Here is a 16,112-nt window from a genome sequence, read left to right as displayed (position 1 = left end):
TTACTGGAGAAATCTAGGAGGTATGTTTTGCCTGAGAGGAGGGTTAGAAGTTGCCCAAGAGTTGTGAAAGGTAAACCACTGAAATACCCAAGAAAATGCCAGTCAATTTCTTAACTGACTGGCATTATCCTATAAGGGTGCTTTTTTTTATGCTTAATTCAAGATTCTTCATGAAAATCATAAACAACAATAAGGGATTAGAATATGAATAATGTAGTGAAAAACGGTTTCAAAAAAACCTGTCTGGCACTGGTATGTTCCATGTCATTATTCATGACTGCGTGTAATGACGATGACAATGATTCGTTCCGACCACAAGAAAGGGTATTTTTAAGTCAACAGTCTTATGATGAGGATACCTTGCCTGAAGCATCGGATATTCAAGTCATACGCTATAATATGCCAAACGTAAATGGTGAACGGGCTGAAGCGACAGCCATGGTATTTTATCCAAATACGCCTCAACCTCAAGACGGATGGAGGGTGGTGGTTTGGGAACATGGCACGGTGGGTAGCGGTGATTCTTGTGCACCAAGTAATAACCAGCTGAATAATAATTTTAGAGGATTGGCCAGCAGCTTGCTTGCACAGGGATATGTGATTGTTGCACCCGATTATGAAGGATTAGGTACTCGGGGGATCCATCCTTATTTAAATTTAAAAAGTGCGGCACAATCGGCTATCTATGCAGTAAGAGCCTTTAAAGAACAACAAGGAAATCGATTTAATGGTGCTTGGGTTTCAGTGGGACAATCCCAGGGAGGACACGCATCACTTGCAACAGCCCAGTTTGCCGATGAAGATCCAAATTATAAGGCGGCAGTTGCAGCAGCTCCGGCCTCAAGTCTGGGCTATATTATCAGTGAAGTAGCACCGCAAGCGCTTAGTGCTTTGGTTGAGGCTGGACAAGATAATGCTGCGAAAGCGGTCTATGCAGAATTATTGGCATATGCGGCTTATGTGGCTGTAGGGATTAAAGCTTATGAACCAGGCTTTAACTATCGCAATATATTTTCAAGCCGTGCAGCGATTGTGGCTGAAAAGGCAGAAGGTACGACTGGAGAAAATGGACTTTGTTTAGGGCCACTGATTACTGAATATATGCAAGATATTGATGATTATCTGGTGAATAATCCGGAAAAAACAGTCGTGGACTATCCGGGATTAGTAGAAAACTTCCAGAATAATTCGTCGGTTGAAAAGTTCCTTGAGAATAATCAGCCTGCAACTGAAAAAATTAATGTTCCTGTGATGATCATTCAAGGTACTGCAGATATGGCTGTTCCGTATCCAGTAACAAATACTTTACAACAGGGCTTGAAAGATATGGGAACCACAGTGAATTTTGTAGAGGTAGAGAATGCTTCACATACCGAGGCCATTGTACAAAGCAGAACCCAGCTGCTGACCTTTATTAATACCTATATGCCTTCAGGTATTTCTGTCAATCCTTAATCCTAAAAGGAGCTTCGGCTCCTTTTTATTCCTTGTGATGCTAGGCCTTGAGCAATCATTTAAGTTTGTTATAGTGGCTTAAGATTATAGGTTATCAGTATAGGCTCGTTATGTCGGAACAGACCAAACCCCGCAGTATCAAAAAACTGCTTATCTTTGGAACCTTGGCTTTGTGTGTTCCAATTTTTTTGGTGACCATGGCATTTTTAGCTGTTAATAGTGATGCAAAAAATCAGGAAAAATATAAACAGCAACAAGCTGACATGATTGCCCGGATTGAAGCACGCGAAGCGGCTGAAAAATCAAAGGTAGAGCAGGAGACTCAAGCAACTCAAGCTGCTTCCGAAGCTGAAACAAATTCCTCTCATTAAACTATTTATCTCAAATCTCTTTGTAGCTGCCGGATCGTTGGGATTTCAGTGTAGCGGACGACCGTATAGCCGGCAGCAATCAGCATCGCATCGCGTTCCGCATCTTCCTGTTCCTTTCCAATATGGGTTGGATCATCCAATTCTATAATCGCCACCACATTATATTCCCGGTCCATCACCACAAAATCGGTCACTTTACGGTTGAACTTGCTGCGCATTTTCATATTGTCATGTGTGATCAAAGCACTAAATGCTACCTGTGCCAGAATGTGATGATGCGGAAAAGCATCTTTCAGGCGAGTAAACATCTTGCTTTCGAAAGCTGTAATGACAGGCTTGGGATAGAATTTCGTCTGGCGGGTAAACAGATGGGGAAAGAGCAGGCAAATTAAGGCAAAGCTTGCCAGACAGCCAATCACAAAGAATATAAACTGACTCAAATCAAATACGGATCATAAAAGAGAAAAGAATAAAAAAACCCACTTCGCAATGAGTGGGTTTTTCAGAATCTTGGCTCTCCCACCTGGGCTCGAACCAGGGACCTGCGGATTAACAGTCCGTCGCTCTACCGACTGAGCTATGGGAGAATAGATTGGCTCTCCAACCTGGGCTCGAACCAGGGACCTGCGGATTAACAGTCCGTCGCTCTACCGACTGAGCTATTGGAGAATCTGAAAGCGATTATAGAGAGATTTAAAAAGGGGTCAAGGCACTTTTATAAAAAAGCTGAAAAAACTGAATCAAGTGTTTTAAAAATAATCAAAAATGATTGTAGTTCAAAATGTTATGTTTATGTAAACCTAGATTAAGGGTAGAGGGGAAGCGTGATTATTCTCTGCCATGGTTGCGAGTCGCTAACACTACAAACAGGACACATATAGATATTTAATCCCAAAAAGACAGATATAAAAAAACCCACTTCATAATGAGTGGGTTTTTTCAGAATCTTGGCTCTCCCACCTGGGCTCGAACCAGGGACCTGCGGATTAACAGTCCGTCGCTCTACCGACTGAGCTATGGGAGAATAGATTGGCTCTCCAACCTGGGCTCGAACCAGGGACCTGCGGATTAACAGTCCGTCGCTCTACCGACTGAGCTATTGGAGAATCTGATGCGCATTTTAGGCAGGAAAATAAAGACCGTCAATCAATTCCTGTAAAGAAATGAATCATTTGCTTTTTTAATATGCACCTCAGGCCTAAAAATAAAAAAATCACCCATAAAGGGTGATTTTTTAAGCTGGAAATAAAAAATTATTTCTCAACACCAGCAGGTTGACCTGCATATTTCGCATTTGCGTAGTCCCAGTTCACCAGGCTTTCTAGGAAAGTAGAGATGTATTTAGGACGAGCGTTACGGTAGTCGATGTAGTAAGCATGTTCCCAAACATCGATTGTCAACACAGCAATTTTACCGTGCGCCATTGGAGTGTCGGCATTTGAAGTTTTAAGGATAGACAGGTTACCGTTTACTTCATCAGCAACTAACCAAGCCCAACCTGAACCGAACTGAGTTGCAGCAGCAGTTGCGAACTCTTCAGCGAATTTTTCGTAAGAACCGAAAGCTTCGTCAATTTTTGCAGCCAAAGCGCCAGTTGCTTTACCGCCACCGTTTTTAGTCAAGCAGTTCCAGTAGAATGTGTGGTTCCATACTTGCGCAGCGTTGTTAAATACACCTGCTTTAGATGAATCACCAGCAGTTGCTTTGATGATTTCTTCTAGCGTTTTGCCTTCAAGCTCAGTACCAGCGATCAGGTTGTTCAGGTTAACCACATATGTATTGTGGTGTTTGTCGTGGTGGTATTCTAAAGTTTCTTTGCTGATGTGTGGAGCAAGAGCGTCGTAGTCGTATGGTAATGGTGGTAAAGTAATGGTTGTCATGTTTTCAATTCCTTGCATTTTGCTGGGTTTTGACAATAAGTGGGGTTATTGTAATAGATTCTTAGGCAAAAATGGGCACTGTGTATAAATAACAATACAGAATAAAGCCTGAAAATTTAAAGATAAAGCCACCAATGTACTTGCCAATCGAAATTAAATCGGATTGTTTAATTCGAAATAACTATACTCAATATTAAATTGTTCTGAAATAGCTTTAGCCAGACGTTGTACACCATATTTTTCAGTGGCGTGGTGGCCGCAGGCATAATAATGCACATCCAGTTCCTGAGCATCATAAAAAGTACGCTCACTGACTTCGCCAGAAATATAAGCATCACAGTCTTGTGCTGCCGCTTTATGAATATAATCCTGTGCACCACCGGTACAGAAACCAACTTTTTGAATCAGGTTTTTTTCGGCAGGTAAATGCAACGCATCATAGCCAAGTCTTTCTGATACATAGGCCTTGAATCCTTCTGGCGTCATGGCCTGTTTTAAATAACCAATATTCCCAATTGGACGGCGCTCACTCGGATCAAGCTGTTCCAGGTTTTCCAGTTCCAGCAGGTCTGCAATCGCAGCATTATTTCCCAGAGTTGGATGGCTGTCTAAAGGCAGGTGATAACCAACAAGCGAAATATCATTTTGGATCAGGCTTTTAATCCGTTTACCACGCATCCCGGTAATCGGGTAGGCTTCACCTTTCCAGAAATAACCATGGTGAACTAGTAACAAATCAGCACCTTGTTCAATCGCAGCTTCGATAGCAGTTTGTGAGGCAGTAACCGCACATAAAATTTTATTGACTTCAGTGCGGCCTTCGATCTGTAAGCCATTCGGTGCATAGTCCTTAAATTCGGAAGATGCCAAAGTCTGATCGCACCAGCGGATAATATCGTTTAAATTCGCCATAAAATTCCTGTCAGTTGATGAACTTGCCAATTCTTATCTATATGTCCAATTGTAACTAAAGCAGCACAAATCTCTGTGGATTTTTTTGTGTTTAGTTATGTATTTGGCATTACAATAGGATACAAATTACTTAGTCATCAACGAATTAAAATATTTTAGAGGATAGCAAAGTGCGCCGCACCTTTACATGGTTACCTTGGGTGTTACTGATTTTAGTCATTATCGGTTTTTTGGGGTGGCAGCAGCTGCAGAAACCTAAATCACCGATTGCGCCGGATGGCGTAAAAATGCCTGCTGAAAAAGTAGAACCGTTGATTGATACTTCGCGTTCTGGAGGGGTTGTCTCCTATAGTGCTGCCGTGAAAGTCGCAGCACCTGCGGTGGTGAATATCTTTACCACACAAAAAGTAAAACAGCAGGCGCACCCTTTATTGACAGATCCAGTCTTCCGTGAATTTTTCGGTGATCAGTTACCAGACCAGTTTGGTCAAAGTCCAAATGAAAACAGTTTGGGTTCAGGGGTAATTGTACGTCCTGATGGTTATATCCTGACCAATAACCACGTGATTGCACAGGCAGACCAGATTGTAGTGGCTTTACATGATGGACGCCGTGCCGAAGCCAAGGTCGTGGGTACAGACCCAGATACGGATTTGGCTGTAATCAAGATCGAACTTGAACAATTGCCAGTTTTGCCATTCAAGCTGAGTGGCAATGAAGTCGGTGATGTTGTTCTGGCTATTGGTAACCCGTTTGGTGTCGGTCAAACCGTGACTCAGGGGATTATTTCTGCGACAGGCCGTTCTGATCTGGGCATCAATACCTATGAAGACTTTATTCAGACAGATGCTGCGATTAACCCGGGCAACTCGGGTGGTGCATTGATTGATGTCGCCGGTAACCTGATTGGGGTCAATACAGCAATCTTCTCCCAAACAGGTGGCTCACTGGGGATTGGTTTTGCGATTCCAGCTAAAATCTGTCAACAGGTCATGAATGCAATCCTGAAAGATGGCCGTGTCGTTCGTGGCTGGCTGGGTATCAGTCTGTTGCCGACAGAACGTAATGATGTATTGCAACCTAAAGAATCAGGTGTAGTGGTCGCTGAAGTGCTGGAAAATGGACCTGCAGCAAAAGCTGGCATCCAGCGTGGTGATAAAATCATTAAGGTGAATAATGAAGTGATTACTTCTGCCTCACATCTGATTAATTTTGTCGCTTTACAGGCCCCAAACAGTACTGTTCAGATTGAAGTAGAACGCGCTGGAAAAACTATGACACTGGATGTGGTGATTAGTGAACGTAAAACGCAAAGCAGTTCTTCACAATATATTCCTTTACCAGGTCAGTAATTTTTTCTTCAGGAAAATCCCTCCATGTGAGGGATTTTTTATGCACGATTTATTTAATTAGATACAAAACAAAAATATTTTATGTGAATTAAATCATTTAACTTCATTGAATAAAAATCAAAAAGAGTGAAGAACAATGAGTTTTATGACTGCAGATCAGGCCAAAATTTTATCGAACGTGGCTAATTTAAATATTGAAATGTACAAGCCTCGCTTGGCTCAACTGATTGAAGATAATGCCCGACTGGGCAATACCGCTGTGCTAACGGTATTTCCCAAACATTTGCCCTTGGAAGAAATTCGGGGTCTTTCGGCAGAGCTGACTGAGCTTGGTTATAACGTACGCTTTGAGGTGCAGGAATTTTATTATAGCTTTAATGTCTACTGGCTATAATTTTATCAATTGTTCAAAAAAAATCCTGTTCAGGCATATATTTTGCTGCATTTACCTCATAACGAAACTATGAGAAATTTATGTCTTTATTTATTCATCCTGCAGCACAGGCAGATGCACCTTATGTGGTGCTTTCATCCGGACTGGGCGGGCATGCCAGTTTCTGGAATTCTCAAATTAGAGTTTTACAGCAGCATTTTCATGTAGTCACTTATGATCAGGAAGGCTGTCATTCAGATTCTGAACTCTTGCCCATGTCTTATTCGATCGACCATATGGCCTGCCAGATTCTGGATTTATTGATCAATGATGGTATTCGAGAGTTTCATTTTATCGGGCATGCATTGGGCGGACATATCGGCATGCAACTGGCGACCTATCAAACTGAAAGAAAGTTTAAGCTGCTCAGTCTGACCATGTTAAATGCCTGGGGAGAGCTTGATGCCCATACGCAGAAATGTTTCGAGGCACGGACTTCGTTATTGGTGAATAGCGGAGCAGAGGCATATGTGAGAGCACAGGCTTTATTTCTTTATCCGCCGCAGTGGATCTCAACCCATATTGATCAGTTAACCGAAGCAGAAAATAAGCAGTTATTAGACTTTCCACCGATCCAAAATGTTCTGGCGCGTCTACAAGCCGTGCAGGCTTTTAAACTAAACGAAGAGCATCAGCAAGTATTAAAAGATGTTCCAATCCATCTGATTGCCAATCAGGATGATTTTCTGGTGCCTTATCAACGGTCACAGCAATTACAACAATGCCTGCCGCATAGTTACCTCAGTTTGCTTGATACAGGTGCACATGCATCTACCGTGACCGAAACGGATCAGGTCAATCAGCTGATCCTTTCCTTCTTGATTTCCACTTAGTTTGAAGATTTTTTAAAAGCCAGACCTCCTGTCTGGTTTTTTATTTTTCTAATCAATTATTTTTGTAGCATCAGCATGGTTTTTACTTCGAATTGATGCATGAACTGCAAATGCACAAATTGCTACGAGTGCACTTGAATGAAACAGTATGTTCAAAATTGACTCATAGGTAAAAATAGATATTTTACTAAAAATTCAAAAAATAAAATATTAAGTGTATGATATTTATAAATTAAATATAGTTGGCACACGCTTTGCAATGTTTATCTTGTAAATAAAATTCCCGAAGTGGAATCAGAATTTTGAATAAGTGTTAAAAATAATGAGGTGTGAAAATGAAAATAGGTGTCTTCTGTCCAATCGGAAATAATGGCTGGTTACTCTCTGAAAATGCACCGCAGTACATGCCGACTTTTGAGTTAAATAAACAAATCGTACAGCGCGCTGAGCACTATGGTTTCGATTTCGCACTTTCCATGATCAAGCTGCGTGGCTTTGGCGGCAAGACTGAATTCTGGGAACATAACCTGGAAACGTTTACCCTGATGGCAGGTCTTGCGGCTGTCACCAGCAAAATTAAAATTTTCGCAACTGCCGCAACTCTGGTGATGCCACCTGCAATTGTCGCGCGCATGGCATCAACCATTGATTCGATTTCAAATGGCCGTTTTGGTCTGAATGTCGTAACTGGCTGGCAGCCACCTGAATATACCCAAATGGGTATGTGGCCAGGTAATGACTATTTTGGCAAACGCTATGAATATCTGTCTGAATATGTACAAATTCTGCGTGAACTTTGGGCGACTGGTAAATCAGACTTTAAAGGCGAACATTTCCAGATGGAAGATTGCCGTGTTAGCCCACGTCCACAAGCCGACATGAAGATTATCTGTGCAGGTCAATCTGATGCAGGTTTAGAGTTTTCTGCACAATATGCTGACTATAACTTCGTGTTTGGTAAAGGCCTGAATACTCCAACAGCTTATGCAGAAATTAATGACCGCCTCAAAGAAAAAACAGATGTGACTGGCCGTGATGTACAGACTTATGTGCTGTTTATGGTGATTGCTGCAGAAACTGATGAAGAAGCGCAAGCCAAATGGCAGCACTATAACGATGGTGCTGATATGGAAGCGATTAACTGGCTGATGAATCAAGGCGGTAAAGATACCACTTCCGGTGCAGACACCAATATCCGTCAAATGGCTTCTAGCGTATCTCCAGTCAACATCAATATGGGTACGCTGGTGGGTTCTTATGAAAATGTGGCACGAATGTTGGATGAAATTGGTGAGATCAAAGGTACGGAAGGCGTACTACTAACTTTTGATGATTTTATTCAAGGGGTTGAAGACTTTGGTCAAAAAATCCAGCCGCTAATGAAATGCCGTGATCATATTGTCATTGAAGATGAAGCGCCAGTTTTGGAGAAAAGCGCATGAGTGAATCAGTCGTCACAGCCGGTTTTACGGAAAAACTCGGCACAGGAAAAACGCTTAAAGCGGAACCCGAAGCGATTTGTCTTGCACCAGAACAGACAGCCTTGATTGTGATTGATATGCAAAATGCCTATACCTCTCAGGGTGGCTATCTGGATCTGGCGGGCTTTGATGTCTCGAAAACCAAGCCCGTGGTTGAAAATATTAAAAAGGTCGTTGATGCCGCACATGCAGCCGGTATTCAGGTGATTTATTTCAAAAATGGCTGGGATGCAGAATATAAGGAAGCGGGTGGTAAGGACTCTCCAAATTTCCATAAATCCAATGCCTTAAAGACCATGCGTAAACGTCCTGAATTACAGGGGCAATTGTTAGCAAAAGGTGGCTGGGATTTTGAGCTGATTGATGAGTTAAAGCCACTGCCACAAGACCTGGTGATCGAAAAGCCACGTTATAGCGGTTTCTTTAATACTGCGCTGGACAGCATGTTACGTGTCCGAGGTATTCGCAATCTGGTCTTTGTCGGGATTGCCACCAACGTGTGTGTGGAGTCGACGCTACGTGATGGCTTCTTCCTGGAGTATTTCGGTGTCGCACTTGCTGATGCCTGCCATCAGGCCGGTCCAGTCGAAGCGCATGAAGTCAGTCTGTATAACATCAAGACTTTCTTTGGCTGGGTATCAGATACCAAAAATTTTGTCGAGACCTTTCAAAAAGAAAGTGAGTCACTAAAAGAAACTAAATTAGCTGTAAGCGCATAAAGAATTAAAGAACAGAATTAAGGAAAAAATAGTATGCCTAAAGAAATCATTATTCCAGCAGGAACATCGAAACCATTAGCACCGTATGTACCGGCAACCAAGGCAGACAATATCGTGTATGTATCCGGTACATTAGCTTTTGATGAAAATAATAATGTGGTGCATGTCGGTGATGCCGCAGCACAGACCCGTCATATTCTGGAAACTATCAAGCGTGTGATTGAGGAAGCAGGCGGCAGTATGGATGACGTGACCTTTAACCATGTCTTTGTCAAAGACTGGGCAGATTATGCTGCGATTAATGCAGTTTATGCAGAGTATTTCCCGGGAGATAAGCCGGCACGGTATTGCGTACAGACAGGTTTAGTCAAACCTGATGCGCTGGTCGAAATTGCTTCGATTGCCCATGTATAAGTCGATCTACCTGATTCAATCTCATTACTAGATGCCCCAGGTCTGAAACTGAATATTGACTTGGGGGCGGGAGAACAGCATGAATGCCAAACTATCTAAAATCATCACAGAAACAGTTGCAGAAAATAACGCATTAAATAAGGTTTTGGCGACTAACGCATCAGATGACATCTTTACCCAAGTTGATCAGCAGATTTTCCGTCAAGGCATGTCCAATCTCGGGGCTGCAGTCAATGTCATTACCACGCAAGGTGAGGCAGGACAGGCAGGATTTACTGCCTCAGCCGTATGTAGCGTGACGGATACACCACCAACGTTGCTGGTGTGTCTGAACCGTTCTGCTTCAGTTTATGAAACCTTTAAAAAGAATCAGGTGTTGTGTGTGAATACCCTGGCATCACATCAACAACATCTTTCCAATCTGTTTGGTGGAAAAACACCAATGGCAGAGCGTTTCAGTCAGGGGAACTGGAAAACTTTGGTGACCCAGTCACCTGTACTTGAGGATGCCTTAGTCAGTTTTGACTGCGAGGTGGTCCAATGTTTATCCGTAGGCAGTCATGACGTGCTGTTCTGTGAGGTGAAAGCGATGTGCCAGAGTCAAGGCAATGCGCTGATGTACTTCAACCGTTCTTACTGTGAGCCACACAAAATGTGCTAATTCAATTCAATCCTAATCAAGGAGGGGAAGCCGATGCAAGAAAAAGAAACGTGGTTTCCAAAATTTAAGCCTTACCAAGGCAATCTCGATACCACACCCGTGCAAACAGATGAATATCTGCCTGCTGGAAAAAGTATTATTCTCGGGTTGCAGCATGTGTTTGCCATGTTTGGCGCAACTGTGCTGGCACCCTTATTAATGGGGTTTGATCCCAATCTCACGATTTTCATTACTGGGATTGGGACCATTTTATTTTTCCTGATCACGGGCGGTCGATTGCCTAGTTATCTGGGATCAAGCTTTGCCTTTATTGGTGCGGTCGGAGCAGTGACGGGTTATTCAGGGGTTGGAGCCAATCCAAATATAGGATTAGCCCTTGGCGGTACGATTGCTTGCGGTATTGTTTATGCCTTGATTGGTCTGCTGGTGATGAAAACTGGCACCAACTGGATTGAAAAACTGATGCCGCCAGTAGTGACAGGCGTGATCGTGATGATCATCGGTTTGAATCTGGCACCCGTCGCGATTAAGAGTGTTTCAGCGAATCAGTTTGATTCGTGGATGGCATTAATCACCATTATCTGTATCAGTGTGATTGCAGTATTTACCCGAGGAATGGTACGCCGTCTGTTATTGTTGTTGGGCTTATTATCTTCCTACCTGATTTACTTTCTTTTCACCAACGTGATGGGCTTCGGACCTGCGATTGATTTTACCAAGGTCAGTGAAGCAGCATGGTTTGGTTTGCCGAATTTCCAGAGCCCGGTCTTTGAAATGAATGCCATGCTGATGATTGCACCAGTAGCGATTATTTTAGTGGCAGAAAATCTGGGGCACTTTAAAGCTGTATCTGCGATGACTGGTAAAAACCTGTCGCCATATATGGGCCGTGGTTTCTTTGCTGATGGGGTGTGTACTTCATTGTCAGCTTCTGTCGGTGGTACGGGGATGACCACTTATGCTGAAAATATCGGTGTGATGGCAGTCACCAAGGTTTATGCAACCACGGTATTTGTCTTCGCGGGTATCTTCGCGATTTTACTCGGACTTTCACCTAAATTTGGTGCAGTGATCAGTACCATTCCAGTGGCTTTATTAGGTGGTGCATCGATTGTGGTCTTTGGTCTGATTACGGTGGCTGGTGCAAAAATCTGGGTAGATAACCGTGTTGATTTCACCAAGAACAGTACGCTGATTATTGGTGCCGTGTGTCTGATCATGGGTACAGGGAACTATAGCTTGCAGATCGGTGGTTTTGATCTGGGTGGTATTGGTACCGCAACCTTAGCCGCAATTCTATTGAATCTATTCCTGAACCGTGGTGAAGATAAAGAATTACCAGCATCTGAACCAGCTGAAACTGTAACCGAAGTTGAGGCTAAGCCAGTCGTTTAAAATGAGGAGCATTTTTTGAGTCATACAATTGCATTTTTAGGACTCGGGGCAATGGGCTGGCATATGGCCTCACATTTGCCAAAACTCGGACATCAGGTTTTGGTCTGGAACCGTACTAAACAGAAAGCTGTAGCGCATGCCGAAACTTTTGCAACACAGGCGGTGAGTATTGAGCAGGCGGTTCAGGCAGATTTTATCTTTTCCTGTTTACCGACCAGTCAGGATGTAGAAGCATTAATTGCAGCTCATCCACCCAAACAAGGTGCAATCTGGATTGACTGTACCAGTGGTGTACCGGAATCAGCACAGAAACTGGCGAAGCTCTTGGAGCAACAAAGCAGTTTTTATCTGGATGCACCGGTTTCTGGCCAAACCATTGGAGCAGAACGCGGTACTTTAACTGTGATGGTCGGAGGTAATGAACAAGCCTTTGAACAAGTCAAACCGATTATTGAAGCCTTTGCAGGCTTGATTGAATATGTAGGAGAAAGTGGTTCGGGCTTTGCGGTGAAAGCCGTGAATAATACCCTAATGGCGACTCATTTATGGGCATTGGCTGAAGGGCTGACTGTGCTGAAAGGACAGGGCGTTGATTTAAGTAGCGCACTGAACTGTATTAATCATTCCAGCGGTAAAAGCAGCATGTCGGAAAATATCATGGCGCAGCGTGTACTGAACCGTGAGTTTCACAAGACTTTTGCACTGGATCTGTTACAGAAAGATATTGGCATTGCTTTGGAGCTGGTACAGCAACAACAACTGGATTTATCAGTAATGTCTTTGGTTCAGCAAGAGTTTCAGCAGATTGCCAAACCACAGGCCAGTCAGCTGGATTTCTCCGCTGCGGTGCAAGGACTGGAACAGCGGACTCAAATTGAATTAAGAGGATAATCTTTTCAAACAATATTAAAGACAGTCTTAAAGACGTTATAGCTATAGATATATCAGTTTAAAATTTAAAAAGCCGGGAATTTTAATTCCCGGCTTTATTTATTCATTAGGCAGCTCAATAGCCTAAGTAAATCTTAATTCTGCTGATTTGCTTGATATTCCTGAATCACTTCAAGCGCTGCACGGAAGGCTTCCTGAGTAGCAGGGGCACCGCAGTAAGGCAGGCTATGCAGTAGCACTTCCTGAATTTCTTCAACTGTTGCACCATTATTCAAAGCGCCACGAACATGGCCTTTCAATTCAGTTGGGCTTTTTTGCGCTGTAAGAAAAGCAATGGTAATTAAAGAACGGTATTTACGTGGTAAAATCCCTTCACGTTGCCAGGTTGAGCCCCAGGCATGTTCATTAATCCAGTCCTGCAAAGGCTGAGTAAAAGGAACCGTATTGTCCTGAGCACGTTTTACAAAACTTGCACCCATCACTTCAGTACGGACTTTCAATCCATTTTCATAATCTTGTTGTGACATCATTGACCCTCAATTTTATTATGGGTCTAGCTTAACGTTTAATATCTTAAATACCATCGTGCAATAGTCGTAAAAAAGTGGCTGAATAGCCACTTGTGATATTCCAAAGTGAAATCAGGAAATAACCTCACTTTGGAAAGCAAGATCCGATTTAGATAAGAGATCTATCTAAGGACTGGTTGAATGTGAAGGTGCACTTTGAACTGAAGTATCAGTACCTGTTGCATCTGCTTTCGAAATATGAGGATTTTCAAGTTCCAATACTTCCTGTAAATGCAGATCGAAGACATCGGTCAACATGCTGTCATAGCGACGCGCATTATAGTGCAGTAACTTATTGGCTTCTTCCTCATTAATAAAGCCTTGTTCATGAGCATCAGCCACATGATCAGCAAAACTAAGTCCTTTAAATTGACCTTTGTTTTCGGCTTTCTTAAAGCGATCCCAAAGCTGCTCAATCTCCAATAACATGGTGAAGGTTGATTCCATGCGGCCATTCACATCATCTTCTGCTGTACTATAGAAAACATGCTTTTTCAGTACTTTCCGGAAAGCGTTATCTTCCATCATGACATTTGCGACTTCCTGTTTAAGTCGGTCAGATGGCTTCGCGACAGGTCGGCCAAATGGGAAACAGATAAGTTTGACCATGCCAGCAGCAACACCCACCGGGAAATTTGCAAACAGGTCATAAAACGCTTCCTGAGCCGTATATAAAGATTTCTCAATTGCCAATTGTGCATGCAGACGTTCAGCTTCAGTTTTTTTGCTATGTTCAAAGAATTTCAGGATTGCTGTCGCAATAAACAGATGGGCATGAATATCAGCCAGACGGCCAGAAAGCATTTCCTTGCGTTTAATATCACCGGCAAGTAAACCCAGACACATATCTGCAGTCAGGGCAAAGTTGGCACTGAGCCGGTTGATAATCTTGTAATAGGGACGGGTAAAATCAACCGCACTTTGTGGCGCAGCACTTGAACCCCTGCTAAAAGCATAGGCAAAAGAGCGGGCAGTCCGGTTAAAGGTATAACCCAGATGTTTAAACAACATAATATCGAATGGATTCAGAGCGGCTTTTGGGTCTTCAGCTTGCAGAAGCTGTAATTCTTCATACAAATAAGGATGGCAACGCATCGAGCCTTGACCAAAGATCATCAATGAACGGCTGAGAATATTGGCGCCTTCGACTGTAATCGATACTGGAATGGCCTGATAGTTGAGAGCCAGGAAGTTACGAGGTCCCATTTGAATCGCACGGCCACCCACGACATCCATACCGTGATTGACAATTTTACGCATGGTCTCAGTGGCATAGTATTTAGCAATTGCCGTCATGACTGCCGGTTTACCACCTTGGTTCAGACCACAAGTCACTAAATAACGGAAAGCTTCCAGCATATAGGCATCACTGGCAATTTCGCTATTGGCTTCCTGTACGCCTTCAAATTTACCCACCGAAATCTTGAATTGCTGACGGATTCGAGAAAATGCACTGACATTCAGATAAGTCATTTCAGCACTGGAGGTAGACAAAGCCGGTAGGGAGATACCACGACCAACCGCTAGACATTCCATCAGCATACGCCAGCCTTTACCGGCATTTTTCACGCCACCAATGATCCAGTCTAAAGGAATAAATACATCCTTACCTTCAACAGTACCATTCATAAAAGGGGAGCCAGGATTATGACGTGGACCGACTTTTACCCCTTCATGATTGGCCGGTAGCAAGGCACAAGTAATCCCATAATCCGTTTTATCACCGAGTAAATGATCAGGGTCATACATTTTAAAAGCCAGACCAACCACGGTGGCAATTGGTGCTAGAGTAATCCAGCGTTTGGAGAAATTCATTCTCAGTCCCAAGACTTCCTGACCTTCAAACTGTCCATAGCAGACCACACCGGTATCTGGAATCGCACCGGCATCTGAACCGGCTTCAGGACTGGTCAGACCAAAACATGGGATTTCTTCACCTTTGGCCAGACCGGGTAAATAACGATCTTTTTGTTCATCGGTACCATAATGTAGTAACAACTCACCCGGCCCAAGTGAGTTAGGCACCATACAGCTCACAGCAGCAGTGAGAGAGCGTGAAGAAATTTTGCTCATCACCCGGCTTTGAGCAAAGGAACTAAAGGCACGACCGCCGTATTCTTTGGGAATGATTAGTCCCAAGAAACCGTTATCTTTAATATATTGCCAGATATGTTCAGGCAGCATTTTCTTCTCATGAATTTCCCATTCATCCAACATGCTACACAGCGTTTCGACCTCGTTATCCAAGAATGCCTGTTCCTCAACGGAAAGTTTTGGATAGGGATAGCTATTAAAGGTTTCCCAGTTCGGCGCCCCCATAAAGAGCTCTTTTTCCCACCAGCTGGTGCCGGAATCAAGAGCCTCACGTTCTGTCGGGCTAATGCTCGGCATGGCATCCGCTAATGCCTTATAGGCTGGCCTGGAAATGAAAGACATACGCAAAGGTTCGATCATGACGACCAGACTGATCAGGATCAGGGGAATACCCAGAATCAGTGACCAAGGACTGATAAAGGCACAAACCACTGACATGACAATCAGGGTAATTGCACCAGTGGTACGGGAGAGTTGAAAAAAGAAAATCGCCCATAAACTGGCAATGAGAAGAAGTACGGCGAAAATAAATAGCATTGTTATATTTCTCCAGGGTCATACAATTGTGATGCTGCCGATCTCCCTAAGGTGTTTTCTTAAGACTTGATCAATTTTTTTACATCGCTTAAGCAACTGGCAAATTCACAATTGT

The 16,112-nt window shown here is 43.2% G+C and carries 16 protein-coding genes and 4 tRNA genes; 11 read left to right on the top strand and 9 right to left on the bottom strand.

Annotated features, from left to right (window positions below):
* Positions 1 to 204 precede the first annotated feature (204 nt).
* The gene (locus FTU19_RS06830; protein ID WP_125279764.1) at positions 205 to 1,455 is read left to right on the top strand and encodes a S9 family peptidase; all 1,251 of its coding nucleotides are present in this window, start codon (positions 205 to 207) and stop codon (positions 1,453 to 1,455) included.
* 110 nt (positions 1,456 to 1,565) lie between these two features.
* Positions 1,566 to 1,826 carry a hypothetical protein gene (locus FTU19_RS06825; protein WP_166137104.1) on the top strand — a complete coding sequence of 87 codons (261 nt, stop codon included), beginning with the start codon at positions 1,566 to 1,568 and terminating at the stop codon, positions 1,824 to 1,826.
* 5 nt (positions 1,827 to 1,831) lie between these two features.
* Here FTU19_RS06825 and FTU19_RS06820 read toward each other — a convergent pair whose 3' ends face one another.
* From FTU19_RS06820 to FTU19_RS06790, 7 genes are all read right to left on the bottom strand, one after another.
* A complete protein-coding gene (locus FTU19_RS06820; protein ID WP_180130501.1) occupies positions 1,832 to 2,266 on the bottom strand; it encodes a DUF2726 domain-containing protein in 435 nt (144 codons plus the stop codon).
* A 71-nt stretch (positions 2,267 to 2,337) separates the two neighbouring features.
* A tRNA-Asn gene (locus tag FTU19_RS06815) sits at positions 2,338 to 2,413 on the bottom strand.
* 6 nt (positions 2,414 to 2,419) lie between these two features.
* Positions 2,420 to 2,495: transfer RNA gene (locus FTU19_RS06810), tRNA-Asn, on the bottom strand.
* Positions 2,496 to 2,774: 279 nt separating this feature from the next.
* Positions 2,775 to 2,850: transfer RNA gene (locus tag FTU19_RS06805), tRNA-Asn, on the bottom strand.
* A 6-nt stretch (positions 2,851 to 2,856) separates the two neighbouring features.
* Positions 2,857 to 2,932, bottom strand: a tRNA-Asn gene (locus tag FTU19_RS06800).
* Positions 2,933 to 3,079: 147 nt separating this feature from the next.
* Positions 3,080 to 3,706 carry a superoxide dismutase gene (locus FTU19_RS06795; RefSeq protein WP_004782758.1) on the bottom strand — a complete coding sequence of 209 codons (627 nt, stop codon included), beginning with the start codon at positions 3,704 to 3,706 and terminating at the stop codon, positions 3,080 to 3,082.
* Between the two features lie 153 nt (positions 3,707 to 3,859).
* Positions 3,860 to 4,618, bottom strand: a complete 759-nt coding sequence (locus FTU19_RS06790; RefSeq protein WP_180130499.1) for a Nif3-like dinuclear metal center hexameric protein — start codon at positions 4,616 to 4,618, stop codon at positions 3,860 to 3,862.
* 170 nt (positions 4,619 to 4,788) lie between these two features.
* On the opposite strand from FTU19_RS06790, the gene FTU19_RS06785 reads away from it, so the two are divergent.
* From FTU19_RS06785 to FTU19_RS06745, 9 genes are all read left to right on the top strand, one after another.
* Positions 4,789 to 5,970, top strand: a complete 1,182-nt coding sequence (locus FTU19_RS06785; protein WP_004782756.1) for a S1C family serine protease — start codon at positions 4,789 to 4,791, stop codon at positions 5,968 to 5,970.
* Positions 5,971 to 6,106: 136 nt separating this feature from the next.
* Complete coding sequence (locus FTU19_RS06780) at positions 6,107 to 6,364, top strand: hypothetical protein (RefSeq protein WP_004782755.1); 258 nt, start codon at positions 6,107 to 6,109, stop codon at positions 6,362 to 6,364.
* Positions 6,365 to 6,444: 80 nt separating this feature from the next.
* Positions 6,445 to 7,236 (top strand): pyrimidine utilization protein D, encoded by a 792-nt coding sequence (gene rutD / locus FTU19_RS06775; RefSeq protein ID WP_180130497.1) that lies wholly within the window; start codon positions 6,445 to 6,447, stop codon positions 7,234 to 7,236.
* A gap of 335 nt (positions 7,237 to 7,571) precedes the next feature.
* Positions 7,572 to 8,678: a pyrimidine utilization protein A gene (rutA, locus tag FTU19_RS06770; protein WP_004646490.1), complete on the top strand. Its 1,107-nt coding sequence runs from the start codon at positions 7,572 to 7,574 to the stop codon at positions 8,676 to 8,678.
* Positions 8,675 to 9,436: a pyrimidine utilization protein B gene (gene rutB / locus FTU19_RS06765; protein ID WP_180052554.1), complete on the top strand. Its 762-nt coding sequence runs from the start codon at positions 8,675 to 8,677 to the stop codon at positions 9,434 to 9,436. The genes rutA and rutB overlap by 4 nt, the downstream gene beginning before the upstream one ends.
* Positions 9,437 to 9,469: 33 nt before the next feature.
* On the top strand, positions 9,470 to 9,850 hold the full coding sequence (rutC, locus tag FTU19_RS06760; protein ID WP_004646493.1) for a pyrimidine utilization protein C: 381 nt from the start codon (positions 9,470 to 9,472) through the stop codon (positions 9,848 to 9,850).
* Between the two features lie 145 nt (positions 9,851 to 9,995).
* Positions 9,996 to 10,511 carry an NADH-dependent FMN reductase RutF gene (gene rutF / locus FTU19_RS06755; RefSeq protein WP_373683632.1) on the top strand — a complete coding sequence of 172 codons (516 nt, stop codon included), beginning with the start codon at positions 9,996 to 9,998 and terminating at the stop codon, positions 10,509 to 10,511.
* A 33-nt stretch (positions 10,512 to 10,544) separates the two neighbouring features.
* Complete coding sequence (gene rutG, locus FTU19_RS06750; protein ID WP_180130495.1) at positions 10,545 to 11,906, top strand: pyrimidine utilization transport protein G; 1,362 nt, start codon at positions 10,545 to 10,547, stop codon at positions 11,904 to 11,906.
* Between the two features lie 15 nt (positions 11,907 to 11,921).
* Positions 11,922 to 12,797: an NAD(P)-dependent oxidoreductase gene (locus tag FTU19_RS06745; RefSeq protein WP_180130493.1), complete on the top strand. Its 876-nt coding sequence runs from the start codon at positions 11,922 to 11,924 to the stop codon at positions 12,795 to 12,797.
* Between the two features lie 134 nt (positions 12,798 to 12,931).
* Here FTU19_RS06745 and FTU19_RS06740 read toward each other — a convergent pair whose 3' ends face one another.
* Complete coding sequence (locus FTU19_RS06740; protein WP_004782744.1) at positions 12,932 to 13,324, bottom strand: carboxymuconolactone decarboxylase family protein; 393 nt, start codon at positions 13,322 to 13,324, stop codon at positions 12,932 to 12,934.
* 168 nt (positions 13,325 to 13,492) lie between these two features.
* Positions 13,493 to 15,997, bottom strand: a complete 2,505-nt coding sequence (locus FTU19_RS06735) for an acyl-CoA dehydrogenase (protein ID WP_180130491.1) — start codon at positions 15,995 to 15,997, stop codon at positions 13,493 to 13,495.
* Positions 15,998 to 16,112: the final 115 nt, after the last annotated feature.

It is taken from the genome of Acinetobacter sp. YH12072 (genome assembly GCF_013419565.1).
Taxonomy (GTDB): domain Bacteria; phylum Pseudomonadota; class Gammaproteobacteria; order Pseudomonadales; family Moraxellaceae; genus Acinetobacter.
The sequence above is the reverse complement of the archived record's forward strand: the minus strand, read 5'-3'. Positions and strand labels throughout refer to the sequence as shown.

What these genes read in the sequence shown, in the direction of transcription:
- rutC (WP_004646493.1), top strand. Translation starts at nt 9,470, where the DNA reads ATGCCTAAAGAAATCATTATTCCAGCAGGAACATCGAAACCATTAGCA.
- rutB (WP_180052554.1), top strand. Translation starts at nt 8,675, where the DNA reads ATGAGTGAATCAGTCGTCACAGCCGGTTTTACGGAAAAACTCGGCACA.
- FTU19_RS06830 (WP_125279764.1), top strand. Translation starts at nt 205, where the DNA reads ATGAATAATGTAGTGAAAAACGGTTTCAAAAAAACCTGTCTGGCACTG.
- FTU19_RS06825 (WP_166137104.1), top strand. Translation starts at nt 1,566, where the DNA reads ATGTCGGAACAGACCAAACCCCGCAGTATCAAAAAACTGCTTATCTTT.
- rutA (WP_004646490.1), top strand. Translation starts at nt 7,572, where the DNA reads ATGAAAATAGGTGTCTTCTGTCCAATCGGAAATAATGGCTGGTTACTC.
- FTU19_RS06735 (WP_180130491.1), bottom strand. Translation starts at nt 15,997, where the DNA reads ATGCTATTTATTTTCGCCGTACTTCTTCTCATTGCCAGTTTATGGGCG.
- FTU19_RS06795 (WP_004782758.1), bottom strand. Translation starts at nt 3,706, where the DNA reads ATGACAACCATTACTTTACCACCATTACCATACGACTACGACGCTCTT.
- FTU19_RS06740 (WP_004782744.1), bottom strand. Translation starts at nt 13,324, where the DNA reads ATGTCACAACAAGATTATGAAAATGGATTGAAAGTCCGTACTGAAGTG.
- rutD (WP_180130497.1), top strand. Translation starts at nt 6,445, where the DNA reads ATGTCTTTATTTATTCATCCTGCAGCACAGGCAGATGCACCTTATGTG.
- rutG (WP_180130495.1), top strand. Translation starts at nt 10,545, where the DNA reads ATGCAAGAAAAAGAAACGTGGTTTCCAAAATTTAAGCCTTACCAAGGC.
- FTU19_RS06790 (WP_180130499.1), bottom strand. Translation starts at nt 4,618, where the DNA reads ATGGCGAATTTAAACGATATTATCCGCTGGTGCGATCAGACTTTGGCA.
- FTU19_RS06780 (WP_004782755.1), top strand. Translation starts at nt 6,107, where the DNA reads ATGAGTTTTATGACTGCAGATCAGGCCAAAATTTTATCGAACGTGGCT.